Source organism: Leptotrichia massiliensis (assembly GCF_900104625.1).
Classification (GTDB): domain Bacteria; phylum Fusobacteriota; class Fusobacteriia; order Fusobacteriales; family Leptotrichiaceae; genus Leptotrichia; species Leptotrichia massiliensis.
In genome coordinates this window covers 793,792-820,194 of record NZ_FNVZ01000005.1, presented here as the reverse complement: position 1 = coordinate 820,194, position 26,403 = coordinate 793,792, and the positions used below count along the sequence as shown (strand labels likewise).

Below are 26,403 nucleotides of genomic sequence, written 5' to 3'. Positions count from 1 at the left end.
TCAATTAATTTTAATTATTTCTGTTCCCCAAAATAGAATTCACTTTTTTTCCAAACAATATTCCCTAATTTTAAAAAGTGTGATATAATTTTGAAGTTATTTCATTTTAAGATTAAATACAAAAATAATTGGAGGTGAGATGGTAAAACTTAAAGATATTGAAAAAAATTATGCTAATTTTGATTTAAAAATAAATTTGAAGATTAACAAAGGGGAAATCTTTGGATTAATTGGGCAGTCAGGAAGTGGAAAATCAACGATTTTGAGAATTATTCAAGGAATTTTGAAGGCTGATAAAGGAGAAATTAATATTGCAAATAATACTGAAGTTGCTTATATTTTTCAGGAATTTAATCTTTTGTATAACAAAAATGTCTTTGATAATATTGCTCTTCCGTTAATTTTAAAGAGAAAGTTTTCAGCTGAAAAAGTTGAAGAAATTTTAAAATTTGTTGGGCTGTCTGATAAGAAAAAATCGTTTATTGCTTCTCTTAGCGGCGGTGAAAGGCAGAGAGTGGCGATTGCCCGTGCATTAGTGACAAATCCGCAATTACTGCTTTGCGATGAAGTTACAGCTTCTTTGGATAAATCTGTAAAAGATGAAATACTTGACTTATTTGAGGAAATAAATAAAAAATATGGAACGACCATTTTAGTTGTTACTCACGAACTGGAAGTTGTAAAAAGACTATGCAGCAGGGTGGCTGTTATTGAAAAGGGAAAAATTACAGATATTTTCAATGTTAATCAGAGAGATTATGAAAAATCAAACAAAAGTTATGCCGATTATGTGAGGGAGGTTCTGAAATGATAGATACTGAATTATTAATTGCAATAAAGGACACTTTTATAATGGTTCTCATTCCTACAATATGTGCAGTATTTTTGGGAATCCCTTTAGGAGCCGTGGTATTTTTGACTGATAAAGGTGGCATTAGGGAAAATAAGTTTATAAATATTCCATGCAACATTTATATAAATGTAGTCAGAAGTTTCCCATTTTTAATATTTGTAGTCATATTAATACCTCTCACACGATTAATTTTTGGTACTGCTTTTGGACTGTTTCCTGCAAGTTTTCCAATTTGCTTTGTAGCTGTGGCACTGTATGCGAGATTTACAGAACAGTCCTTTTATGATGTGAATAGCGGGATAATTGATGCAGCTTTGTCAATGAAGGCAAGTGTATTTCAGATTGTGTGGTATTTTTTGCTTGTTGAAGCGAGAAGCAGCCTTGTACTTGGTTTAACTTCGGCAATTATCAGCTTTATCTCATACTCTACTGTAATGGGAGTTGTTGGTGGAGGCGGAATTGGCGACTATGCAATGCGATATGGATACAACGAATACAACTATGCCCTTGTATATAGGGTTGTGACAATAATGATAGTCATTGTATTTTCAATACAGATTATTGGAAACAGAATATCAAAAAATTTAGATAAGAAAAGGAGAATTTACTAATGTCAAAAAAATTATTAATTTCATTAGCTGTAATATGTGTGCTAGTTTTAGCATTTGTTGGAATAAATTTAAAAAAGGATAATGTAATCAGAATTGCTGCGGCTGGATATCCGATGGATGAAATTGTGAAAATAGCGGCTGAAGACTTGAAAAAGGAAGGTTATGATGTAAAAGTTACTGTATTAACAGATTATGTTACTGCAAATGTTGGTTTAAATGCTAAAGACTTTGATGCAAACTTTCATCAGCACGAGCCGTTTATGCAAGTTTTTAATAAGAAAAATAACGGAAAACTTGTAAAAGTTAAAGGAATTTATGATGTTTATGTAGGCTTTTATTCAAAAAAATACAAAAATAAGGCAGAAATTCCAAATGGGGCAAAAGTTGCCATTCCAAATGATGTGACAAATCAGGATAGAGCCTTGAGAATACTTGCAAATGAAGGTTTAATTGAATTGAAGCCAAAAGATGGACTTTATAATTTGAATGATGTTATTAATACAAAGAAAAATTTCAAATTTATGGCAGTTCCTATTCCATCACTAGTGCAAGCATACCAAGAAGCTGACTTAGCATTTAACTGGCCATCACATATGCTAAAAATTGGAGTTCACGTAAAAGATGCCTTATTCATTGAAAAAAATACAAATGGTAAATACGCTGTAAGTCTTGTAGCACGGGAAGATAATAAAGACAGTAAAAAAATACAAGATTTGACAAAAGCTATGACTTCTGAAAAAGTTAAAAAATTTATTGAAGAAAAATATGCTGGACAAGGATTCCCTGTGTTTTAAAAAATACAAATATCTTATAACCATTTCGAATCAATATTCTTCTCAAAACTTAAATTTATTAAGTTTTTATGAGTTTAAATTTACAAATTTTTCAATATAGGTTGCTCTACTAAGGGCAACTTTTTTCATGAAAAAAGTTTTAAAATTAATCATAATGAGGTATAATATAAAACAAACACATTCTTTAGTAAAGGAAAATAAATTTATGAAATATATTTATAATATTGATAAATTAAAAAATCATAATGAAAATACAGTATTTGAGGAAAAAATTGGTAAAAAGGCTCAAAATTTGCTTGAACTTGCTGCCAATGGATTTAATGTCCCGCATTTTTCAGTCATTACTAACAGATATTTTAAGGAAATTATACTAAAAGAAATTGAAAAACATAACCAAGAAGCAGGAAATAATGATGAAATTAAGGATTGGAATGCTGTATTTAGCGGAAATACCGAAAGAAAAATTGAAAATATAATTAGAATTATAAAAAATCATAAAATTAGGGAAGAATTTGAAAAAGAAATTGAAAATGTACTAAATGAAGAAAGTTACTATGCTGTAAGATCTTCATCAATAGAAGAAGACAGCAGCAATTTTTCATTTGCAGGTCAGTTTGAAACATATCTATATATAAAAAAAGAAAATATAATGGAAAAAGTGAAGGAAGTATGGATTTCTTCCTTTTCCTCGCATGTTATGAAATATAGAAAAGAAGGAAAAATAAACAATGAAATAAATGTTCCGGCAGTAATAATTCAGGAAATGGTAAATTCTGAAAAGGCCGGAGTCGGATTCAGCGTAAATCCCGTAAATGGACATTATGATGAAATAGTAATTTCAGGAACTTATGGGCTGGGAACAAGTATAGTTGATGGAGATGAAAATGGAGATCTGTTTATATATAATAAAAAAACGAAGGAAATTAAAAAGGAAATAAGAACAAAAAAAATAAGGCAGGTTTTAGATTTTGAAAATAAGAAAGTAAAGATAGAAGAAATAAATATTGAAGATGAAGTGTTAAACGACAGTGAAGTACAGGAGCTTGGAGAAAATATTATAAATATTGAAAAATATTATGGAAAACCTCAGGATATGGAATGGGCATTTGAAAAGGGGAAACTTTATATATTGCAGTCAAGACCTGTAACTACATTAGAAAAATCAAATGAAAAAACATCAAATACAATAATATGGGACAACAGTAATATTGTAGAAAGCTATCCTGAAATTACACTTCCGCTTACCTTCAGCTTTATAAGAAAAGCCTACTCTGATGTATATAAAAGATTCTCGGAAATTACGGGAGTACCTCCGAAGGTTGTTGAAAGCTATCAGGTTGTATATGACAATATGCTTGGATTACTGAAGGGAAGAGTTTACTATAATCTGATAAACTGGTACAAACTTCTCATGCTGTTTCCTAATTCACGTAATAATAGCAAATTTATGGAGCAGATGATGGGAGTGAAAAAGGAACTGTCTGAAGAAGATATAAAGGAAAATCTTCTGGAAGCGGAAGAAAAAATGTCTTCGTGGGAAAAATTCAGAAACAGGATTGAAAAGCTGAAGGCAGGAGGGACATTGTTTTTAAATATGTTTTTGATTGAGAACAAGGCTAAAAAGTTTTATAAGCTCATAGATGAAAATCTTAATGGAAAAAATAGCAGTCTGGAGGAAAAAAGCGTAAAGGACTTAAAAAAATATTACAAGTTTCTTGAAAATAAATTTTTAAAAAACTGGGAAATACCTATTATAAATGATTTTCTTGTAATGGTTTGGTTCGGTCTTTCAAAAAAAGTAGCAGAAAAATATATAAAGGAAAATTTTGAAGAAGTACATAATATTCTTATTGCTCAGGAAGGAAATGACATGATAAGTGTCGAGCCTTCAAAATATATTATGAAAATGAGCAGTATAATAAAAAAGGATAAGAATTTACAGAATGAAATAAAAGGGATAACTGCAGAAGCTGCAACAGATATTAATATTGAAAATTTAACTAGGAATAAAGAATTTAACTCATTACTGGAAGAATATATGCAAAAATTTGGAGACAGGACGGTACATGAGCTGAAGCTTGAAGCATTGACATTGAGGGAAGATCCGTTATTTCTGATCAGGATGATATATTCGATTTCGATGACAAAGGAATCAGGTGAACACAGTAAAAGGAACATTTCGGAGGAACAGAAAAAGATATATGAAAACTTCAGAATCAGTCCGTTGAAAAAATTTATACTGAAAAAAACAGTATCCTATGCAAAAAAGTTTATTCGATTAAGGGAAAACCTGCGATATGAAAGGACAAAGGTTTTTGGCATGGTCAGAAAAATTATGAAAAAAATGGGAATTTATCTGAAGGAAGAAAATATAATAGTTCATGAAAGGGATGTATTTTATCTGACAATAGATGAAATTTTTGGACTGATAGACGGTGCACTAATTGATACAGACTTAAAAAAGCTGATAGACTTAAGAAAAGAAAAGTATAAGGGATATGAAGAAGGAGCTGTCCTTCCTGACAGATTTTTAACGAGAGGATTTTTAGGGGAAAACTTCCATTATGAAGATTTGACAGGAAATGAACAGGGAGATAAAAATATTCTTAAGGGAACAGGATGCAGCAAGGGAGTAGTCAAGGGAAAGGTAAAAATTGTACTAAATCCTATGAATACTGAAGTTGAAGATGGAGATATTGTCGTTACAAAATCTACGGATCCGAGCTGGGTTATGGTTTTTCCTTTATTAAAGGGGCTTATAGTGGAAAAGGGAAGCCTTTTATCTCACAGTGCAATTATTTCACGTGAAATGAATATACCTGCCATAGTTGGAGTACAGGGAGCAACAACTGCTTTAAAAACGGGAGATTTTGTACAGTTTGATGGAAGTACGGGAATAATAAAAAAATTGGAGGAAATATAAAATCAGAAAAAAACTGGTTAAAAATTTTATACAGATAAATTTGGAGGAAGTATAGGTGAAAAGTGAAGTAAAAGAAAACAGGGTTGATTTTTCTTTGATAAGGTATTCCCAATGCTGGGAAGATACAGAGGTTTTGCTCGAAAGTCTTAATATACAGGAAAATGATATATGCTTTGGGATACTGTCTGCGGGAGATAATGTGTTTTCCATGCTTGCAGAAAATCCAAAGAAAGTGGTGGCACTTGATATAAGTTTTCCTCAGATAGCACTTGCAAAACTGAAAAAGGAAGTTTTTAACAGCCTGTCCTATGAAGAAATGCTTGAGTTCATGGGAGTAATGAAATCTGATAAAAGAATTGAAATATATGACAGGATAAAAGAAAATCTTGATAAAGAAGTGAAGGAATACTGGGATTTTAATAAGGAGGCAATAGAAAAAGGAATAATACATACCGGAAAATTTGAAAAGTTTTTTAAGATTTTCAGGGAAAAAATACTTCCTTTTGTGCATAGTAAAAAACGTGTAGAAAAGCTTCTTGAAAAGAAATCCAGACAGGAAAGAACGGAATATTATGATAAGCACTGGTATAATTTTAGGTGGAAACTGATGTTTAAGCTGTTCTTTTCAAAATATATAGTTGGGAAACTGGGAAGGGATAAGGAATTTTTCAGATATGCAGAAAAAAATATCTCTGAAGAAATGAAGGAAAGAAGCAGATATGCCCTCTGTGAACTGAATCCATATGAAAATCCTTATATTAAATATATTCTGACGGGAAATTACCGTAAGGACTGTCTTCCTTATTTTCTGAGAAAGGAAAATTTTGATAAAATCAGAAAAAATCTTCATAAGGTGGAAATTTTCCAAAGTTCTGTTGAAGAATATCTGGATCAGATTGATTTTAAAATAAATAAATTTAATTTAAGTGACATATTTGAGTATATGTCAGCTGAAAATTACAGTAAATTAATGAGAAAAATTTATGACAATGCTGAAAACAATGCCTTACTGGCATACTGGAACCTAATAGTTGAAAGAAATTCAGAAAAACTAGATTATAAAAAGACGGATAGCGAAATAGCAGTTACTGGAAAAGAAACAAATGTAAATGGGAAAAAATATGAAAGAATGAAGGAGCTGGATAGGAAGCTTCATGAAAAGGATATGACATTTTTCTATACAGATTTTGTAGTGGAAAAGGTGATAAAAAATGGAAATTATTAAAATGATATTTGTTCTGGCGACTTTTATACTCTTTTTCCTTCTGCTTAACAAGCTTGAAAAAAATGAAAAACTTAATTCGGAATTTATAAGGAAGATTCTGCATATAGGCTCAGGAATTGGTGGGCTGACACTTCCTTTTATCTTTGAAAGAAAAAGCTCGGTTGTAATACTTGGGATAGTATTTCTTATACTACTTGTTTCTATACGAATTGTAAAAAATAAAGTGACAGGATTTAAAAAAGTACTGGAAACAAAAAACAGGAAGACTTTAGGGGATATATACTTTATTATGAGTATTTTGGGATTATGGCTTGTTTCAAGTGATAATAAGGTAATGTATGCCCTTCCGCTTATAATTCTTATGCTTTCTGATGCCTTTGCGGCTCTTATAGGGGAATTTTACAGCAAGTATAAATTTAATACGGGATTTGGAACAAAGTCGATAGAAGGCTCGGTAACATTCTTTCTGACAACATACTTCATATGTATAAACTTCTTTTTGTTTTTCAGTGATATCGGGAGTATAAACATTGTACTTGTTTCTCTTCTATTAAGTATCCTTACAATGATTCTTGAAGTTATTTCATGGAATGGTCTGGATAATCTTTTTGTGCCGCTTTTTGTGTATCTATTTCTAAGATTAAATTTATATTTGACAGCACAGGAGCTGATGTATAAATTTTGGGTAATAATGATACTTCTTATAATTATAATATTGAATAGAAAAAAGACTACGCTTACAAGGGTTGCACAAACTGCAAGTTTATTTTTTCTTTACATCGTAATGATAATTGGAGGAATAAAATGGCTTATTCCGCCACTAATAATGTATCTTGGCTATTATCATTTCACTCCAAAGGTAAAAGGGCAAGTAAAAGATTCTCTTAAAGGACTTTTGGCAATAGCATTTACTACAGCAATGTGGCTTGCTATGAGCATCATACTTGATAAAAATAAAATGTATCTTATTTATATATTTACCTTTTCGCTGCATTTTGGAATTATAAATTTAATAAGAGATAACGCTGGAAATGTAAAACGGGAAACATTTAGAATGAATTTTCTGATGGGAAGCATTGGAAAGGCATTTGCTTTCTTTATAATAAATTATCTTGCCTTGTCAAGAATTTTGGATTTTAAAATGCTAATTGGAATAATAATTTTTATATTTGGCGGCATATTTACTTATGAAACAAGCATGAAGATTTTTTATATTATTGAAAAGGAAAAGGAGCTTAGCGGAGAAACAAAAGTATTTATAGCTTCTGGAACAGTTTTTATCTGTTCTATACTGCTATTAGGAATTGGAATGCTATAAAATTGTCAAAAGGAGAAAATTTGCAAATGAAAATCAAACGATACATAATAACAGAAAATAACCAAATAAATAAAAACTATTTAGAAAAATATATTATGGAAAATAACATTTCACAAAATGAAATTCCAAAAATACAAATAGAACGTCCATCTGAAATTATTGTTTTTTATAATGAGAATGAAGAAACAGCTGGAAGTCTTAATTTATGGCACAATCGTCCCAATTACAATGAAAAGGCAACATCATATATTGGCAATGTAAATATTTTGGAAAAATATCGAAAAAATGAAACAGAAATATTTAATCAAATTTTTGAAAATCTTAAAAAAGATGGTATAGAAACAATAATAGGCCCTTTAAATGGAACTACTTGGAATACATATCGGTATGTTACGGACAGGGGAAATCATGCTCCGTTTTTGTTGGAGCCTTTTAATGAAGACTATTATGTGAAACTCTTTGAAAAAATTGGTTTTAAGCCACTTACCTACTATATTTCAACAATAATGGAAAATATGAATCCTGTTCAAAGGGCGCATTTATCTAAAAAAATTGAAAAGTTGAAAAAATTTGACTACTATAAAGATATAACAGTAAAATCTGCGAAAAATGAAGATTTAATGCCTGTGCTGAATAAAGTTTACGACTTGACAATTGAGGCATTTAAAAATAATTTTCTGTATTCTGAATTGGATAGAGAAATATTTTTGAAAATGTATATGAACTATGAAGATAAAATTGTAAAAAAATTCTTTAAAATGCTTTATTTAAAAGACGAATTAATCGGCTACGTATTTGGAATACCTGATTATGCCGAACTTCAATACAAGGAGAAAATAGAAACTATGATTCTTAAAACGATTGCAATTTCTCCTAGATATAATGGAAAAGGCATGGGGTATATTCTGATAGATGAACTTGTGAAGGAAGCGGAACGTTCAGGCTATAAAAATGTGATTTATGCCTTGATGCATGAAAAAAATATATCAAAAAATATCGGCTCACTTTTAGGAGATGAGTTAAGAAGATATGCCCTGTTTATAAAGGAACTTTAAATAAAAGGCGGTGTAGAATGACAATAATTGACAAAATTAAAGATTTGAGAAAACAATATCCAGACAATACAGCATTATTTGATTTAAAAACAGGAAATAAGATTACTTTTACCCAAATTGATACAAAATCAGATGAAATTTGCAGTTACTTGACACAAAAAGGATTTAAAAAAGGAAATAAAATCGTTGTTTTTGTCCCCATTGGCATAGAATTTTATCTTATTCTGACTGCAATATTTAAAATGGGACTGCAGGCTGTGTTTATTGATCCGTATGCTGGTATTGAGCATATAAATAAATGCTGTGAAATGATTTCTCCTGACGGAATAATTGGAAGCGGAAAAACACTTTTAAAAGGATTCTTTTTGATGGGAATCAGAAAAATTGGCAAAAAAATTAATTATATTAAAATGATGGAACATTCTGAAAAACTTTCGATATATGAAAAAAATAAAAATCAGAAAAAAATTCAAAACGAAAAAATTGACGGAAATACACCTGCTCTTATCAGTTTTACAAGCGGGAGTACAGGATTTCCAAAAATTATTATGAGAACGCATGAATTTTTACTTGGACAGCACAATATACTTGAAAAAAATCTAAAATTTGAAAAAGAAACAGCTGTTTATTCTTCATTCCCGATATTTCTTCTTTCACATATGGCAACAGGAACAACTACCTTTATTCCTGACTTGAACTGGCGAAAACCTGTCGAGTCAGATTTTGGGAACATTGTTAAGCAAATAACAGAAAATAATATACAAAACATCATCTTGCCTCCTGCAATATTTGAAAACATCGTGAAATTTTGCAAAGATGAAAAAATAATGCTTGAAAATGTCCAAAAAGTATATACTGGTGGAGCACCTGTCTTTTACAGCCTTATGAAAAATATTAAAGAAGTTTTCGCAAATGCTAAAATTATAGCCTTGTATGGAGCATCAGAGGCTGAACCCATATCAGTATTAAATTTTGAAGACATAACAGAAGAAAATATTGAAAATATGAAAAATGGCGATGGGCTTCTCGCTGGAAAAATTGTTAATGAAATAGAACTTAAAATAGAAGAATTAGAAAAAACGCCTGAAAAAAATAAAATCCTAAAAAATAACAACATTGAAGATTTTTCAGCATTAAAAGGTGAAATACTTGTAAAAGGTGAAAATGTAGTAAACGGATATTTAAATGTTGAGAAAAAACCAAATGAAAAATGGCATAGAACAGGAGATATGGGATATATTAACAAAAAAGGCCAACTTATACTGCTAGGAAGAGTTAAAGGGCGAATACAGCTTGGGGAAAAAATTTATTATCCTTTTACTGTAGAAACTGCCTTTTCATTTTGTAAAAACTTAAAAAAATCAGTCCTTACTTCCAAGAATAATAAATTATATCTCTTTGCCGAAAGAAACCCTGAATTTAAAGGAAATTTATCTGAGGATAGTGAAATTAAAGAACTAAAAGAAAAATTTGAAATATTTAAAATAATTGAAACTGAAATTCCTATGGACAAAAGACATAACAGCAAGACAGACTATAAAAAACTTGAAGAGATCGTTGAAAAAATTTAAATTCAGAAAGGAAATTTTATGAAAACAGAAGCAAAAGAATTAATTCAAGAAGGATTAAAATTATTTTCATCATACAATAGAGATACTTTAAAAATGTTTTATCGTTCAGCAAAAGAAAACGAAGCGGATTTATCACATCTGGATAAGAAATATCAAACTTATACACGTGCTAAGGCAAAAGGAATGTTTTTTGACCTCGCATTAGGATTTCTTGATGCTTTCGCAAGTGCAGGAAGTCCTGTAATGGTAATAGATAACACAAAATCTGAACGATATAATGAAAAAAAATTAATATTAAGATACAAAATTAAAGATTTTCTTGAAGAAACAAATGTAGATGATAATACTGGATATTTACTTTCAATGATTGAGTTTTATTGCCAGTAAAATAAATATTGTAAGAGGAGAAAATAAAAATGAACGAAAGTAATATAAATTCAAAAAAATCAATAATCCAAAATATAAAAAACTTCAAAATATATCTAAATGAGCGATTCCCATTAGGAAAAAACTCTTTTTTCACATTAATTTTTACTTTGTCAGGATATATTTACACAGGATTACTATATAATTCAAAAATTATAACACCAATTTTGTCAAAAGAAGTCAATAGAGTGCCACTGCTCTGGGATAAAGAAATTGATAAAGTACCAATGATCTGGTATAAATTACTTCCCTTATTTATCATAATATTCATGTTTTTCTTTCAGCTGAGAATTACAGATGAATTTAAGGATTATGAAGAAGATTTAAAATATAGGTCTTACAGACCTGTTCAAAGAGGAATAATTTCCTTAAAAGCATTGGGAAAAATTGGACTTGCAACTATTATAATACAAATAATTCTCGCACACGTTATAAATCCTAAACTAATTTATTTCATGCTATTGGTGTGGATTTATATGTTTTTAATGGCAAAAGAATTTTTTATAAAAAAATGGCTTACAAAAAGAATTTTGATTTATGCTCTCTCCCACGTTGTAATAATGGTATTCATTACTCTTTTTATTGTAGAAGCTACACAATACATTGTACCAAAAAATATTTTTGACGTTTTTATATTACAACGGTATAGACATAATATTGATTTTGCATTAATTCCTCTTTTTGCATTAAATTATTTAAATGGAATCGTACTGGAAATAGGAAGAAAAACGAGAAGAGCTGATGAAGAGGAACATGGAGTGCAAACATATAGCAAACTTTGGGGAAGAAAAAAGGCTGTGGTTGTTTTAAGCCTACTTTTTGTTATTGAATATTTTCTTGTTATTCTTGGGCTTGCCCATACTTATGAAAAATATTTTTTCTTTGGTGGATTAACATTGCTTATAATATTGATAGTTTCGATACATTTTATGGTAAAATTTTTGAAAAAGGATTTATCAGGAAAAATTGTAGAAACTGTGTCGGGATTATGGATTATTTTTTCAAGTATGTGCATGGGGCTTCTTCCTCATCTTTTCTTTAGTTTGATAAAATAATTCAAACATCAAAAATATTTTTTACTAAAATAAAAAATTTGTGTTTAATTTATAAAAGCTAAACGATATAAAGAGGAGCAAAAATAATATGAAAATCAGCAGATTATTTGAAATTGTTTATTTATTACTTGAAAAAAAAACTATTACTGCAAAACAACTTGGCGAACATTTTGAAGTATCAGTGAGAACAATCTATAGAGATATTGACATTCTCTCTTCTGCTGGTATTCCAGTATATTTTCAAAGGGGAAAATCTGGCGGAATAAAGCTGATGGATAACTACATCATAAATAAATCGCTATTTTCACAAGACGAGCAAAATGAAATACTTTATGCACTTCAAAGCTTAAATGCCACTAATTATCCTAACAACAATAAAACTCTTTCAAAATTAAGCACTATTTTTAACAAAAAGTCAGACAACTGGATAAAAATAGACTTTTCAAGATATAATTGCGATGATGGTGCTTTATTTGAAAAAATTAAAGAGGCAATATTAACTAAACAAACCGTAAAATTTAACTATTTTAACACAAAAGGCGAACATTATGAAAGAACAGCAGACCCTTTAAATTTATGGTTTAAAGAAAAAGCATGGTACTTGTTTGCCTATTGCCACAAAAAAAATGATATCCGTCAATTTAAAATAACAAGAATTAAAAATCTGACTTTAACAAACGAATATTTTGAAAAAACAATCAAAGACTTTGAAATAAATAACAAGAAAAATACGGTAGAAAATACAAAAATCATAGTCAAAATAGATAAATCACAAGCATACCGTGTCTATGATGAATTTTCTGAAGAGAATATAAACAAAATGGAAAATGGCGATTTTGAAATTATAATGGAATATCCTGAAAATGAATGGATTTACGGCTATCTTCTATCTTTTGGAGAACATTTGAAGATAGAAGAGCCAGAGAGAATAAAGAAAATTTTGTTTGAAAAAATTGTAAAAATGAAGAAAAATTATTTTTAAAAGATTTGATTATTTTGATTTTCATTTTTTATAGGATTAAAAATAATGATAAAAAATAAATAATATTATTATAAATATGACACACTGGTGTCATATTTTTTGTATTATAATATCTATAGAAAATTTTAAAGAGGAGGAATTTTTATGTTAAATAGTTTTTATCCTGTAATTTTAAGTAATAACATAGAGGTGACAGGAAATTTTATAAAAAAGTATTTTAATTTTAAAGAAACATTTGTCAGCGATTGGTATATAAGTTTGAAACATGAGAATAACTTTGAGATAGCAATTATAGATAAAAATCATGAAACAATTCCAGAAGTGTTCAGGCAACAATCCAAAGGAATTATATTAAATTTTGAAGTTGAAGATGTTGATAAAATATATGAAAGGATTTCAGAAGATAAAAATATGAACATATTGCTAGAAATACAAAATGAGGAATGGGGACAGAGGCATTTTATTTTTGAAGGTCCTGATAATCTTCTGATAGATGTTATACAGATTATAGAACCAACTGAAGAATTTTTAAAGCAATACAAATAAATTGATAAAGGTGGTATAATTATGAAATATGAAGTAGTAGAAATTAAAGAAAAAACTCTTGTTGGATTTAAAACACGAGTGAAAGATGATGAAACAATGTCTGAAAAAATTTCAAATTTATGGGAAAAACTGTATTCTGAAAAAGGTGCCAAAAATATAAAGAACAGAACAAATAACAATGCTATTGGAGTCTATTATAATTACAGTAATGAAAATGGCTTTGAGTACGACTGTCTTACAGGCTGTGAAGTGAAAAATAAAATTGATGAAATTCCTGAAGATATGACAAGTCTAGAAATTCCAGAAGGAAAATATGCAAGATTTGTGATTTTTGGTGATCCTGTAAAGGCTGTTGGAGAATTTTGGTATAAATTTTGGGAAGAATTTGGGAAAGAAAAAGCTGATATAAGAAACTATACCTATGATTTTGAAGAATATATAGCAGGTAATGATTATGAAAATATGGAAATTCACATTTATATCAGCATAAAATAATAACTAGGAGATTATAGTTATGGCATTTGATTTTAAGAAGGAATTTAAAAAATTTTATAGACCGTCAGAAAAACCTGAAATTATAGAAATCCCTAAAATGAATTTTATAGCAGTGCGAGGAAAAGGAAATCCCAACGAAAAAGATGGCGAGTATCAGAAAGCAGTTGAAATGCTATATGGAGTTGCCTACACTCTTAAGATGAGCTATAAAACAGAATACAAAATTGAAGGATTTTTTGAATATGTTGTTCCGCCACTAGAAGGACTTTGGTGGCAGGAAAATGTAAAGCATGAAAATTATCTGCTAAACAAGGAATTATTTAACTGGATTTCTTTAATTAGAATACCTGATTTTATTAAAAAGGAAGATGTGGAATGGGCTATAAAGTATGCTACTGAAAAAAAGAAAAAGGATTTTTCAAAAGTTGAATTTTTCAGCTATAACGAAGGACTTTGTGTACAATGTATGCATACAGGAAGCTACAATGATGAACCTGAAACTATCCAAAGAATGAATGAATTTGCACAAAATAATGGATATAATATAGAATTAACAGAAAAAAGATATCATCATGAAATTTATTTAAGTGATCCAAGAAAGGCAGATATAAATAAATTGAAGACTGTAATAAGACAGCCTGTTAAAGAATAGGGAGAAAATTATGCAAGGATATTTAAGTAAAAAAGAATTGATAGATGAAATAAATAAAAGAGCTGTATTATTTATTAATGAATTTTCAGAAATTACTGATGAAAATAAAGATACTTTTGTAGATGAAGTTGACAAAAGTCCTGTTCAAATGATTGCTTACCAGCTGGGATGGATGAATTTAATACTTTTATGGGAAGAGAAAAATAAAAATGACGAAACAGTTATTACTCCTTCAGAAAATTACAAATGGAATAATTTAGGTAGGCTTTATAAATCATTTTATAAAAAGTATGAAAATTATTCAATAAAAAAATTAATTGCAGAATTTAATATAACCGTAAAAAAAATAACTGATTTAATTGAAATTTACACAGAAAAGGAGTTATTTGAGCAAAATCAACGACAATGGGCTTCTTCCACACCAAGCAACTGGCCAATCTGGAAATGGATTCATATAAATACAGTCGCTCCTTTTAAAACTTTCAGAACAAAAATAAGAAAATGGAAAAAATTAAAAATTTGACTTTCTTTGTATTATAATTTATAATATTTTCAATTCTTTTAAAACTTTTTAAAATTAAACTATTAAAAACGAAATAATTTTATTTGGTTTTAAAATAGAAAATTGATTACAACTAAGAAAGGACAAAATGGTAATGAAAAAAATAGTTTTTTTAATTTTAGATGAATTTGCAGACTGGGAAACTTCATTTCTAGCTTCGGCATTAAATTAAGAAAATATAACTCAAAATTATTCAGTAAGTTATGCTTCAACTGATAAAGATGTTAAAGTATCAATGGGTAATTTAAAAATGCTGCCTGATATGACATTAGAAGAAATCACAGAAGACAATACTGACGGATTGATTTTAATTGGAGGAAAAACTTGGAGAAACCAGAACTTTGAAACAAACTACATAATTATTGAACTTGTTAAAAAATTTAAAAATAATCCAAATAAAGTTGTTGGGGCAATTTGTGATGCTGCTTATTTCCTTGCAACTAATGGACTCCTAAATGATTGCAAACATACTGTAAACAATCTTGCTGAAATAAAGGATAATGAAAATTATACAAATTCTGAAAATTTTGTGAAAGCAGAATCAGTAATTGATGGAAAGATGGTAACTGCAAGAGGTGACAGTCCTGTTCATTTTGCAAAAGATGTGATGAAAGCGTTAGGCAATATTCCTGAAAAAAATATAAATTTCTTTTTTGATATGTATACAATTGGATTTGAAAAGGCTTTTGAAAAATATTCCGATGAATAAAAAGTTAAAGGGAGTGACTTATTCACTCCCTATTTTTGAATTATTTTCCCAATTCTTCTTTCAATCCTTCAACTTTATCTAGCTTTTCCCAAGGTAAATCAATATCAGTTCTTCCAATATGTCCAAATGCCGCTAAATCTTGGTATCTAAATGATGGTTTTCTCAAGTTTAATGATTTTTGAATTCCATTTGGTGTTAAGTCAAATAATTTTGCAACAGCCTCTTCAATTCTTGTTTCTTCAACTGTTCCAGTTCCAAATGTCTCTACACGAATTGACACAGGTTCAACGACACCTATCGCATAAGATAACTGAACTTCACATTTTGTAGCAAAACCTGCCGCAACAATATTTTTGGCAATCCATCTTGCTGCATAAGCTGCCGATCTGTCAACTTTCGATGGGTCTTTTCCAGAAAATGCTCCTCCACCATGTCTAAAGTATCCACCATAAGTATCAATTATAATTTTTCTTCCAGTAAGTCCAGAATCTCCGTGAGGCCCTCCTATTACAAATCTTCCAGTTGGATTAATATGAAATTTTCTCACATTTTCAATATTCAAGTTATATTTTTCCAACACAGGTTTTATCACAAGCTCTTTCAAATCCTTTTCAATTTGTTCATTTGTAACATCTTCGTTATGCTGTACAGAAAGTACAACTGTGTCAACATTCAATAATTTTCCATTTTCATCATACGCCAATGTAACTTGAGATTTTGCGTCTGGTCTTGCCCAGGCTAGTGTTCCATTTCTTGTAATTTCAGTTAATTTTTGTATAATACCACGTGATAACACAAGTGCCAAAGGCATTAATTCTTCAGTTTCATTAACTGCTCCTCCAAACATAATCCCCTGATCTCCAGCTCCACCTGTATCGACTCCCATCGAAATGTCAGGCGACTGAGAATGAATAGTATTTAACACACCGCAATCAGAATCAAATCCCATTCCTGGACGGTATCCAATTTCATAGATTTTATCTCTAACAATCTTCTGCACATCCACATAAGTCTTAGTTGTAATCTCTCCTCCAACAACTACAAGTCCAGTAGTTGCAAAAGTTTCACATGCCACTCTTGAACTTTCATCATCTGCAAGACAAGCATCTAATATTGAATCTGAAATTTGATCACAAATTTTATCTGGATGTCCTGGTGATACAAATTCCGATGTAAAATAAATTTTTTTTGCCATTTTCTTTCCTCCTAATTTTTACTTCTCCAAACATAACTTAACCTACAATAACTAATTTTAAAACTTATAATTTCAAATTTTAATGCATAAAATATTTTTGACTTTTAAAAAAAACTCTCCCTAGAAAGGAAGAGAAAAAAATCTTATCTTCGCATTCATATGCCGGACTTAGCACCTTGTAATTACAGGTTGCTGGATACTCAAACGGGCCGTTCCCTAGTATCTCTCTTGATAAGTTTATTAAATTGTATTATAACTTTAAGTTTGATTTTCAAATAACTTTATTGTAAAACAAGTATATACTATTTTTTTACAAATGTCAATATTTAAAAATTTTTATTTTCTATATTTTTATTTATTGTATTCTGCTGCTTTTTTCTTCATAATTTCATCAATATTTACATCTGAAGATTTTTCATCAGATTTTACCGTTTGTGCAGGTTGTTGCTGTTTAGTTGTACTTGGTTTTTCAGCTTTAATTTCAACTTTTGAAGCTTCTTCTGCTTTACTTTTACTTTTTACGTCATTAAGAGTGCTTTCTGTCAAGCTTTGAGACGAGTTCCCGTTTCCTAGGAATGTTTTTGGCTGTTTATCATTTTTCTTTTCTTCAACTACTCCGCCCTTTTCGATTCTTTCAATAGTAGCCGCAGCATTTTTATCTCCATTTTTAGCAGCTATTTTATACCATTTCAAAGCTTCTGTCATATTATTTTGTTGATGATACGACATTGCAATTGGCATAGCAAGCCCTTTATTTCCAGCATTATATGCTTTTAACAGGTATGGACGTGATTCAGTTTGTTTTCCACCATCATACAAAATTGCTCCAATTTCATAATTAGCTTCCTTTACACCACGATTTGCAGCCTTTTGGAACCATTTTACTGCTTCTGAATCATTTTTAAGTTCTTTATTTAAAAGTGCTACACGTATATCTGCCTCTTTTATTCCTGCATTATACGCTTTTTCAAACTCTGCCTTTGCCTCTTTATATCTTTTTGCTTTTATTAAGTCAACACCTCTATTATATGCTTCTGCACCAGGACGCATTTTTATTTGACGCATTTGATGTCCGCCAGCATTTGTTCTAGACCCTTTAGGAAGTCTCGCAATTAATTTGTTTGCTTCTGTAGTATTTCCTTCTTCTTTATAAAGTACAGCTAAATTATAAATTGCTTCAGGATAGTTTTTGTCCACACCATATTGTAAAATTTGTTTCACTTTATCTGTATCTTTTAAATTGTAATAAAGCTGCGCAAGTGACATAATTGATTCTTTATCTCCGTTTTGAGCTTTTGTCAATGCTTCTGAAACTTTTACTGGATCAATTTGATTGTCGATTAAATGTTGCTGCTCCTCAGGAGTTAAGTTTTTTATGTCAGGATTTCCTTGTGCCTGTCCTCCAAGATTAAATATATCTGTATTGATATCCTTGTTTTGTTGCTGCTGTTGTGTCTGCTGATTATCTTTCTTCTTATCCTTTTTCTTTTTAAAACAAGAAACCGACATCATCCCAATAGCTAAAATTACCATTGCCAACATTATTTTTCTCTTCATTTGCTGCTCATTCCTCTCTTTCAAATTCTTTTTATTTTATAATTTTTTAATTTAATAAAATTTTTTGACCAATTTTTATATCTAAAAGGATCCTAATTGTGTTGCATCCAATATCTTATACATAAAATCTGTGCTCGCCTTAGTAGTTGGCTCATCATCAAAGTTTATAGTAAATAAGCCATACTTATTTTCCCATAATCTATCAAAATATGTATAAATATCCTTTGTTAACTTGGAATTTTTATTTGTCAAAATTCTAAAATTAGCATCCATTATATAACCACGTATATTTTTTTTGATTAAATTAGCCGAACCTGTGTGTATTATAACATTGCCATCTGTTTTTTTGATTAGTGTTATCTTTGTGTGATATTGCTCATTATTCGTAAAATACCATTTCACTTCTATTTTATTTTTAGTTTTTTTCTTCAATTTCTTAGAAACAGGTTTGTTAGGTAGCCCATTTGTACTCATTCCAAAGGCATCCCTGCTCCTGTCAAAAATAATCCGAACTTTCACTCCACGGTTTGCAGCCTTTATAAGCCTGTCAACGACTCCCTTGTCAGCAAGAAAATACATTCCCATAAGTATTTCATCTCCAGCTCTCGCACCATCAATATCTTTGTCCAAATGTTCCCCAATTTTTGCCTCTGTCACAAACTGCAATTGATATTTATTATTTTCATCATCAAATCTGGTAATTGTATCTCCATTTTTCTGATTTTCATTTTCAGAATTTTGACTTTTTTCAGGAAGTTCTCTAGTTTGTTCAAATCTTCTTGTTTCCTCTTCCACAAATTCTTTTTTCTTATTTTCAATTTCTTTAACTTGCTTTTCAGTTTCACTTTCAGAAAAATTATTTGTCTCACTTATCTGACTATCTGTTAAATTTCCAATTTGTCTGTTATTTATTTTATTCTCCTGCTTCTCAGTTACATCGATTTTCCCATCTGAAAATTCAGCCACAAGCTGTAATCCGTGCAAAACATCCTTTGTAATTTCTCCATTAGCCGATATTGCTACGTTTTCATGAAAATAGCTAGGATCGTGAATATTAGCACTTGAAACTACAACATTTTCCTCATTTAAAAATATTTTTCTGTGATCCGCCTTTACATTCAATGCCCTCAACAAATTCCTCAAAGTCAATTTAGGCCACATAGGCCCGTAAAAGTTCCCAATCCATCCTTTCCCCTGCGGATTCCCATGAGGTGCAATCAATGTTCTCCATATTGGCGAGTACCAAGGAAACGTGTCTTTCAACTTAAAAATATCCACCATTATAACATCAATCCCAGCATTTTTCATATCCGTAATAAACGGATGCTCAAAAGCCCCATACAAATTATTATTCTCATCTGAAAGTACATATACCTTCAAATCAGGATTTTCCATCTTCTTTTTAATAAGCCTTCTCGTATATTCCTTAGCAAACTCTGGAAAATGCTCCTTATCCTTATTATAAATATCATTAAACAAAAACATCTCTACAATCAGATAATCCTTAGCCTCATCCACAACCTTATAAGTCGCCTCCCAAATCTTCCTGTCATACCTAATATTCCCATCCTTATCTAGATAAGTCAAATCATAATGAAACTCAACATTATCACTATCTCGCAATGGACCTTCATAATTTACTCCAAGTGGAGGAGTTTTTATTGTAGAACATGAAATTGTAAAGGCTGTTAAAATACCAATTAGTAAATACTTTTTTCTTCTTGAATTCATTAATTTATTCTCCCTCACTGTCTTAAATTTCTTTTTTATTCACAACTTAACCATATTCTTTTATTTTTAACTACTTTCCTTTTTAAATATTTCATTTTTATAAAATCTCTAATTTACTAGATTATTTATCCACTTCTTGCTCTTTAATCTCCATACACACGGAAATATTTTTATAACTTCATCACTGCATGAAAGTAAATACACAATTACAACTGGAAATCCTAAATGTAATCCAAAGAAATATGTTATTGGGATAGCAACAAACCAAAGCGGAATCAAGTCCACAAACATTGTCCAGAGCGTATCCCCTCCTGAACGTAAAATTCCAACTAACAGCTGTAAACTTATTGCTTTTACAAAAATTACAAATACCTCTGCCTTTACAACCTCTTTTGCTAACGGATAACTTTTTTCATTTACATGCTGCAGGATAAATGGACTGAAAATAAAGACAATTGCTCCAATAATAATTCCTAAAATAACAGCCACCTTTAATAAAATTATCGAATAGTCGTAAGCATTTTCTTCCCTTCCAGCACCAATCTCGTTACCAATTATAGCCGAAGTTGCGCTCGAAAGTCCAAACAACAATGTCAATACAAGACTGCTAATTGATTTTACAACCTGAACTGCAGCCGCAAAATTTGTTCCCATTCTTCCAAAAATCATTACATACATACTTGCACCAAGTACCCACAATATTTCGTGAATAAAAACAGGAAGCGATATTTTCATAACTTTTACAAAAAATTCCATCGACAAATCAAATAATTCGTTCATTTTCCCTGCAATTGGCAATTTTAACTTGTAAATTATATAAATTATATAAAAAGTACTTATAATTCTCGCAATAACTGTTGCAACTGCAGCACCACGTACTCCCATCGCAGGAAATCCAAAATGTCCAAAAATCAACATATAGTTTATGGCTACATTTATCAAAAGCCCTATTACACTTGAGTAAAATGAATATTTGGTTTTCCCTATTGCACGAAGCTGCATATTAAAGGCAAAACCAACTCCCACAAGTGGATAAGTCCACGCTACAATTTGTAAATACGAAGCCCCTATTTCTATAACTTTTTTATCATTTGTGAATACTGAAATTACAAGTTTTGGGGTAAACAATCCTGCGAAAAGAAATAGCAGCGAAAATAAAAATCCAACAATTATCGTTATCCCAAGACATTTTTTCAGATTTTTGTAATCCTTGTTCCCAAAATACTGAGCCGCCAAAATTCCACCGCCACTATTCATCCCAAAAAGTGAAGTCATAAAAATCATAAACATCTGATTTGCAAACCCCAATCCTGCAACAGCAACTGTCCCCAGCCCAAGCGCCACAATCTCTTTCCCCACCATAAACATATCAACAAAGTTCATAAGTGCGTAAATCATATTTTCAATTGCCACAGGTAATCCAATATTAATAACCTTTTTATAAACCAATTTTCTATTTAATGCTTTTTCTTTCATTTATTTCCTTTCTTTTTCATTGATATTTTTTTAGATTTTCTCAACAGTTTCAGTTTACTTAATAATATTTCTTCCTTAACAAAATAAATTTTTAACTTTAATAAATCTATTTAATCTAAATCCTCCAATGTTGAATATTCTGAAAATATCAACAAATGATCTGACACATATTTCTTTATTATAGCATAGTTATTATTTTTTATAAAGTTATAAACTCCAAAATTTCCAATAAATTCTTTTGTTTTTTCAAAATTTATGAAAAAATTATCATAAGAACTTACAAGTTTACTATCCGAAAGTGTGGTCAAATTTTCTTCAGGATTTAAAATATACTTGACGTTATATTTATCAGCCATATTTTTAAAAGCCATATTGTCAGCAGGCGTATTAAAATCCCCAGCGATAATTATATCATCCTCATCTGTCAATTTAGAAAAATATTCATAAACATTTACATAATTTGCCGCCTCAAGCAGTCTCTGCTTTTCCTTATCACCAAAAACCGAATGTGCAATGATATATACAAAATCAAAGTTTCCAGCCTTAAAATAAGCACCATACGGCTCTCTCATAAACTCATTCTCATCCTTTTCCTTATAAAATCCAAGCCCTCTTGCCTCAGAAAATTTGCTTTTCCTATAAATAAATGCAAAATATTCACGATAGTTTTCACTTCCTACAGAATTTTCCGAAATAATATAATCCCACTTCTCACTAGTCAGCTTTTCCAAATATGCTTGCGTTTTTTTAACTCCCTTCTCATTCATAACCTCTTCCAGCCCGATTAAATCAAACTTTGCCAAAATCTGTGCAAATGTCCGATAATCTTTTTGTTTCTCTCCAAGCCGTAATGCATTAAATGATGCTACCAAAATCGTATTTTCATGCTTATTTATATCAATTTCCTCACTTATCTGCCCCTTTTTAAAACAAGAAAATATTCCAAAAATTAAAAATACAAAAATTATCCTTTTTACTGTTCTATTTTTCATCTCAATCAACCCCTTGATCTTTTAATTTTCTATTTTAAATTCAATATTATTCATAACACACCATTTCGGTATTTCCTCCAAAATTTCCAAAAATTTCTTCTGTTCACTCTTAATCAATTCATAATCTACCATTTTTGTAAAATTTATACCAAAATTACAGCGTATCTCCTCTCTTTTCTTAGATATTCTAAACTCCAAATTATATTTGCTCGCTTTATCCACTGCCATACTTATAATTTCCTCAACTTTTATTCTGTTAATGTAATCTCCAGTATCTATAACTATTTTATCTTGATAAAAAGTTATGCTGTAAATCAATGCTTCCAACTTTTTTCTCAAATTATTTTTTTTAATAAGAAATTTTACAATTATTATAAAAAGAATTATTACTACCATAACTGGATTTAAAAATTTTACATATGCAAGAATTCCCAATGTTAAAACATAATAAAATACTTCTGTAAACGATAGGTTTAAAAAATTTACAAATCCAGAATTCTTTTTAAAATCGTCTAAAAGTTCAGCTTTTCTAATTTTAAAAACTTTTTTCTCATAATTTGATAAAAATTTTTCTCGTGCCTCATTGTCTTCTATCTGCTCATCGTATTTCTCTTGAAGCTTTTCTCTACTTATTTTTCTTGAATCATAATTCCAAATCCACTCATTTATCAATTCATCTTTCATATGAAACTTCTGCTCATCTAAAATCAGCCTTTTTGTTTTCAAACTTTCGATATAATCTGCCAACTTTTTGAACTCATAATCATCCAGTTCACTTACATCTATTTCTTTTCCATCTAAAAATTTCAATTTTTTATATTTTATTAACTCTTTATACTTATTTTTATCTCTAATTTTATAATTTGGTTCTGGTGTGATAATTTCCAAAAAAAGACTAAATCCTTCTTTATTTACATACTCTGTTTCAATAACTCTTTTATCAAATTTTTCAACATAAATAGCTTCTTTCAAATCATCATCTTCAAAATAATAAATTATTTCATTTTTTATTACAATTTTCTTTTCAAAAAATGACTTTTCATAAATTTCTGTGTTCATTTTGTCTATCTTTCACAATCTAAAATTTAAATTCCAAAACAATACTCTCACTAATTATTTTCCTCAATTTTTCCTTGTCCTCAAAACTCAACCAATCCGTACTTTCCTGTAAAACCATTCGCCTTCCAAAATATTTTACTTTTTTAAAAGCTCTTAAAACTTCAACTATAACAGTTCTTCTAGGATGCCTTCCTGCAAATCTTTCATATGAAACTTCCTCCAAAACGACTTCCTTTTCCATAAAGTTCAAATTAGCTTTCCTTATCCCAAATTCATAAAATTTTACATTTTTATCCTCAACAACTATTTTTATCATAGAATAATAAGAAATGTATAAAAATAAATAACTAAATATAAAAATAATTATTTGAATTCTATTAACAAATACGCTGTAATTAAATATAGCTGCTAACATAAAGATATTGCTTTCTATTATTTGAGCCTTTCTCTTTAGTACTTCAAAAAGCAATATAAATATTGCATTTAAAATTGGAAAAATAATAATTTTTAAATGAATAGAACTTTCATCTACTGGGAAATTTTGAATATTTGGAACAAACATCCATAAACATAAAATCACTATAAAGATAAATACTTTTATGAGTTTTCTTTTCAAAATTTCAAAATCCGTCTTAAATACAATTTTCTCCATTCACATTTTTCCTTTCTAAACATTTCAATATCCGTTTACTTTTATTTTTAACTCTCTGAGATAATTCCTATATTTTTGACTATCTTCTCAACATCTTCGCTGCAATCTCCACCATCTTAATTGCCAGCTCATGATTTTCCCCAAACAAATTATAAGCTCCGTCTTCGCTCAAAACTCCACATTTCAAGTCTTGTGGCAAAACACCGTTATTAAAATCTTCTACATCTAAAAACCAATTTTCACTGCTGTAATATTCATCCAGCTTTTTATAATCTGACAAATTTTCTTCCAGCTTATCCAACACTATATTCAGTTTCCTAAAAATATCTGCTGATTTATCCATAATTTTTTCCATTTCTTCAACTCTTTTTATTTTATCATTTTTCATTAAATTTACCTCTTTTCTTATTTTTAATTTATATTTAATTTTTTCTTATTTTTTCAAAAAAAGCTACCGGTTTGCGATAGCTGTATTTTTATTATTATATTCCTAATTTTAAATTTTTATTAATTTGCTCTTTCGATGTATTCACCAGTTCTTGTGTCAATTTTGATTTTATCTCCAATTGCTACAAACAAAGGTACTTGTAAAGTGTAACCTGTTGATACTGTGGCAGGTTTTGTTGCACGTCCGATTGTATCTCCTTTTAGTCCTGGCTCTGTATAAGTTACTTCTCTAACTACAGTATTTGGTAATTCTACACCAACTGGAGTTCCTTCGTACATTAACACTTGTATAATCATTTCTTCTTCCAAAAAGTTTACCGCATCTCCCAAATCCTCAGTTGACAAAGTAATTTGCTCAAAAGTTTCCTGATCCATGAAGTTATATTCCCCATCAATTTCATATAAAAATTGCATTTGATTTCTGTCAAGAATGATGTCATCCATAAGTTCTGTTGCCAAAACTGTAATTTCCTGAATTTTTCCAGAAATTAATTCTTTTGTTTTAAATTTTACTTCTGCTGCTCTTTGTCTTTTTCCTGATGTTGACTGATGTCTTTCAGCTTTTAATATTAAATATGGGATGTTGTCCTTTCTATATGTACTTCCTTGTCTTAATTCTGCTGCTGGTTTCATTAATTTTTTCCTCCTAAATTTTTACTTTATTTATAATTTATTTTTTAACCTATTATTTTTCATAACTATAATAGAACGATCATAGCTTTAAATTCTACATCTAATATTTTATCAAATAAGTTGCAGTTACTACTACTCTTAACTTTTTATAAATTTGATTAGCCTCATTTTCATTGATTCTTCTTACATCTTCTGTATCTTCAAGCATTTCAAACTGTCCTTGACTAATATTTTTTAGCCCACCAATTTCATTGTTATTTACTTTTAACATTTCAATTGCTCTTATTTCAGCATTTCTTGAAGCATCGACAACTAAATCCTTTTTGTATCTTTCAATATTTGTTATAAAATATTTAGGCATATTTATTTCTATATTGTTACTTTCAAGTTTAAGTTCTGATAATTTTTCATAAAACTCTTCTGCCTTATCAATATTTTTTGTAACTATTGAAATTGTTTCAATTCCATCATAACTAGAAATTTTAACAGCTGGTAACATTGCTGTAGAATTTGAAGATGATTGTTTTGTATTTAATGCATTTTCCAGATAATTGGGCTGAATACGCAGATTTCCTATACTATATTCATTTGTGTCAATTTTAAGGCTTTTAATTAAATCAGTTACCAACGTTTCCCTGTCTGATATTTGTTTTTTCAATTCATCCAGATTATCAGACTTTTGAGTAATAACGATGTTTATAAGTGCCTTATCTGCTTTTATTCTACGTTCAGCGACTCCCTTTACCGTAATTCTGTTTTCATCCTTATTCGCTTTATTCATAGCATTTGAAACTAATGCCGAAGATATTATTAATCCAAAGGATAATATTATAGGGATTATTATAAATTGTATCTTTTTCAATTTTTACTCCTTTACTGAACTT

At 29.6% G+C, this 26,403-nt stretch carries 26 protein-coding genes and 1 riboswitch; of the genes, 16 read left to right on the top strand and 10 right to left on the bottom strand.

Going from position 1 to position 26,403, the window contains the following annotated elements:
- Positions 1 to 139 precede the first annotated feature (139 nt).
- The 16 genes from BQ5344_RS08030 (at position 140) to BQ5344_RS07955 (ending at position 15,777) form a co-directional block, all read left to right on the top strand.
- Positions 140 to 811, top strand: a complete 672-nt coding sequence (locus tag BQ5344_RS08030; protein ID WP_071124897.1) for an ATP-binding cassette domain-containing protein — start codon at positions 140 to 142, stop codon at positions 809 to 811.
- Positions 808 to 1,464, top strand: coding sequence for a methionine ABC transporter permease (locus BQ5344_RS08025; protein WP_071124896.1), 657 nt, complete (start codon positions 808 to 810; stop codon positions 1,462 to 1,464). The genes BQ5344_RS08030 and BQ5344_RS08025 overlap by 4 nt, the downstream gene beginning before the upstream one ends.
- Positions 1,464 to 2,258 (top strand): MetQ/NlpA family ABC transporter substrate-binding protein, encoded by a 795-nt coding sequence (locus BQ5344_RS08020; RefSeq protein WP_071124895.1) that lies wholly within the window; start codon positions 1,464 to 1,466, stop codon positions 2,256 to 2,258. The genes BQ5344_RS08025 and BQ5344_RS08020 overlap by 1 nt, the downstream gene beginning before the upstream one ends.
- Before the next feature lie 205 nt (positions 2,259 to 2,463).
- Complete coding sequence (locus BQ5344_RS08015; RefSeq protein WP_071124894.1) at positions 2,464 to 5,181, top strand: PEP/pyruvate-binding domain-containing protein; 2,718 nt, start codon at positions 2,464 to 2,466, stop codon at positions 5,179 to 5,181.
- A gap of 55 nt (positions 5,182 to 5,236) precedes the next feature.
- Positions 5,237 to 6,406, top strand: a complete 1,170-nt coding sequence (locus tag BQ5344_RS08010; RefSeq protein ID WP_071124893.1) for a BtaA family protein — start codon at positions 5,237 to 5,239, stop codon at positions 6,404 to 6,406.
- A complete protein-coding gene (locus BQ5344_RS08005) occupies positions 6,393 to 7,724 on the top strand; it encodes a diacylglycerol/polyprenol kinase family protein (protein WP_071124892.1) in 1,332 nt (443 codons plus the stop codon). The genes BQ5344_RS08010 and BQ5344_RS08005 overlap by 14 nt, the downstream gene beginning before the upstream one ends.
- A 26-nt stretch (positions 7,725 to 7,750) precedes the next feature.
- The gene (locus tag BQ5344_RS08000; protein WP_071124891.1) at positions 7,751 to 8,779 is read left to right on the top strand and encodes a GNAT family N-acetyltransferase; all 1,029 of its coding nucleotides are present in this window, start codon (positions 7,751 to 7,753) and stop codon (positions 8,777 to 8,779) included.
- Between the two features lie 17 nt (positions 8,780 to 8,796).
- The gene (locus tag BQ5344_RS07995) at positions 8,797 to 10,350 is read left to right on the top strand and encodes an AMP-binding protein (protein ID WP_071124890.1); all 1,554 of its coding nucleotides are present in this window, start codon (positions 8,797 to 8,799) and stop codon (positions 10,348 to 10,350) included.
- Between the two features lie 18 nt (positions 10,351 to 10,368).
- Positions 10,369 to 10,737 carry a hypothetical protein gene (locus tag BQ5344_RS07990; protein ID WP_071124889.1) on the top strand — a complete coding sequence of 123 codons (369 nt, stop codon included), beginning with the start codon at positions 10,369 to 10,371 and terminating at the stop codon, positions 10,735 to 10,737.
- Positions 10,738 to 10,766: 29 nt separating this feature from the next.
- On the top strand, positions 10,767 to 11,831 hold the full coding sequence (locus BQ5344_RS07985) for a UbiA family prenyltransferase (RefSeq protein WP_071124888.1): 1,065 nt from the start codon (positions 10,767 to 10,769) through the stop codon (positions 11,829 to 11,831).
- An 88-nt stretch (positions 11,832 to 11,919) separates the two neighbouring features.
- Entirely contained in the window at positions 11,920 to 12,813 is an 894-nt protein-coding gene (locus tag BQ5344_RS07980; protein ID WP_071124887.1) for a helix-turn-helix transcriptional regulator, read from the top strand.
- A 144-nt stretch (positions 12,814 to 12,957) separates the two neighbouring features.
- Entirely contained in the window at positions 12,958 to 13,359 is a 402-nt protein-coding gene (locus BQ5344_RS07975) for a VOC family protein (protein WP_071124886.1), read from the top strand.
- 21 nt (positions 13,360 to 13,380) lie between these two features.
- The gene (locus tag BQ5344_RS07970; protein WP_071124885.1) at positions 13,381 to 13,854 is read left to right on the top strand and encodes a GyrI-like domain-containing protein; all 474 of its coding nucleotides are present in this window, start codon (positions 13,381 to 13,383) and stop codon (positions 13,852 to 13,854) included.
- Between the two features lie 19 nt (positions 13,855 to 13,873).
- Positions 13,874 to 14,506, top strand: coding sequence for a GyrI-like domain-containing protein (locus BQ5344_RS07965; RefSeq protein WP_071124884.1), 633 nt, complete (start codon positions 13,874 to 13,876; stop codon positions 14,504 to 14,506).
- A gap of 10 nt (positions 14,507 to 14,516) precedes the next feature.
- Positions 14,517 to 15,029 (top strand): ClbS/DfsB family four-helix bundle protein, encoded by a 513-nt coding sequence (locus BQ5344_RS07960; RefSeq protein WP_071124883.1) that lies wholly within the window; start codon positions 14,517 to 14,519, stop codon positions 15,027 to 15,029.
- A gap of 217 nt (positions 15,030 to 15,246) precedes the next feature.
- The gene (locus tag BQ5344_RS07955) at positions 15,247 to 15,777 is read left to right on the top strand and encodes a DJ-1/PfpI family protein (RefSeq protein ID WP_268872988.1); all 531 of its coding nucleotides are present in this window, start codon (positions 15,247 to 15,249) and stop codon (positions 15,775 to 15,777) included.
- Positions 15,778 to 15,817: 40 nt separating this feature from the next.
- Here BQ5344_RS07955 and metK read toward each other — a convergent pair whose 3' ends face one another.
- From metK to BQ5344_RS07905, 10 genes are all read right to left on the bottom strand, one after another.
- Complete coding sequence (metK, locus tag BQ5344_RS07950) at positions 15,818 to 16,972, bottom strand: methionine adenosyltransferase (protein ID WP_036071340.1); 1,155 nt, start codon at positions 16,970 to 16,972, stop codon at positions 15,818 to 15,820.
- 140 nt (positions 16,973 to 17,112) lie between these two features.
- Positions 17,113 to 17,210: riboswitch (SAM riboswitch) on the bottom strand.
- Between the two features lie 113 nt (positions 17,211 to 17,323).
- Entirely contained in the window at positions 17,324 to 18,529 is a 1,206-nt protein-coding gene (locus BQ5344_RS07945; RefSeq protein ID WP_071124882.1) for a tetratricopeptide repeat protein, read from the bottom strand.
- An 81-nt stretch (positions 18,530 to 18,610) separates the two neighbouring features.
- Positions 18,611 to 20,260 carry a phospholipase D family protein gene (locus tag BQ5344_RS07940; protein WP_071124881.1) on the bottom strand — a complete coding sequence of 550 codons (1,650 nt, stop codon included), beginning with the start codon at positions 20,258 to 20,260 and terminating at the stop codon, positions 18,611 to 18,613.
- A gap of 108 nt (positions 20,261 to 20,368) precedes the next feature.
- Positions 20,369 to 21,736, bottom strand: a complete 1,368-nt coding sequence (locus tag BQ5344_RS07935) for an MATE family efflux transporter (RefSeq protein WP_071124880.1) — start codon at positions 21,734 to 21,736, stop codon at positions 20,369 to 20,371.
- A 110-nt stretch (positions 21,737 to 21,846) separates the two neighbouring features.
- Positions 21,847 to 22,728: an endonuclease/exonuclease/phosphatase family protein gene (locus BQ5344_RS07930; RefSeq protein WP_021769656.1), complete on the bottom strand. Its 882-nt coding sequence runs from the start codon at positions 22,726 to 22,728 to the stop codon at positions 21,847 to 21,849.
- A 21-nt stretch (positions 22,729 to 22,749) separates the two neighbouring features.
- Positions 22,750 to 23,787: a hypothetical protein gene (locus tag BQ5344_RS07925; protein ID WP_021769657.1), complete on the bottom strand. Its 1,038-nt coding sequence runs from the start codon at positions 23,785 to 23,787 to the stop codon at positions 22,750 to 22,752.
- A gap of 19 nt (positions 23,788 to 23,806) precedes the next feature.
- Positions 23,807 to 24,439, bottom strand: a complete 633-nt coding sequence (locus BQ5344_RS07920; RefSeq protein WP_021769658.1) for a hypothetical protein — start codon at positions 24,437 to 24,439, stop codon at positions 23,807 to 23,809.
- Positions 24,440 to 24,518: 79 nt separating this feature from the next.
- Positions 24,519 to 24,827: a DUF4298 domain-containing protein gene (locus BQ5344_RS07915; RefSeq protein ID WP_021769659.1), complete on the bottom strand. Its 309-nt coding sequence runs from the start codon at positions 24,825 to 24,827 to the stop codon at positions 24,519 to 24,521.
- A 119-nt stretch (positions 24,828 to 24,946) separates the two neighbouring features.
- Positions 24,947 to 25,519: an elongation factor P gene (gene efp / locus BQ5344_RS07910; RefSeq protein WP_021769660.1), complete on the bottom strand. Its 573-nt coding sequence runs from the start codon at positions 25,517 to 25,519 to the stop codon at positions 24,947 to 24,949.
- Positions 25,520 to 25,619: 100 nt separating this feature from the next.
- Positions 25,620 to 26,381, bottom strand: coding sequence for an SIMPL domain-containing protein (locus BQ5344_RS07905; protein WP_071124879.1), 762 nt, complete (start codon positions 26,379 to 26,381; stop codon positions 25,620 to 25,622).
- Positions 26,382 to 26,403: the final 22 nt, after the last annotated feature.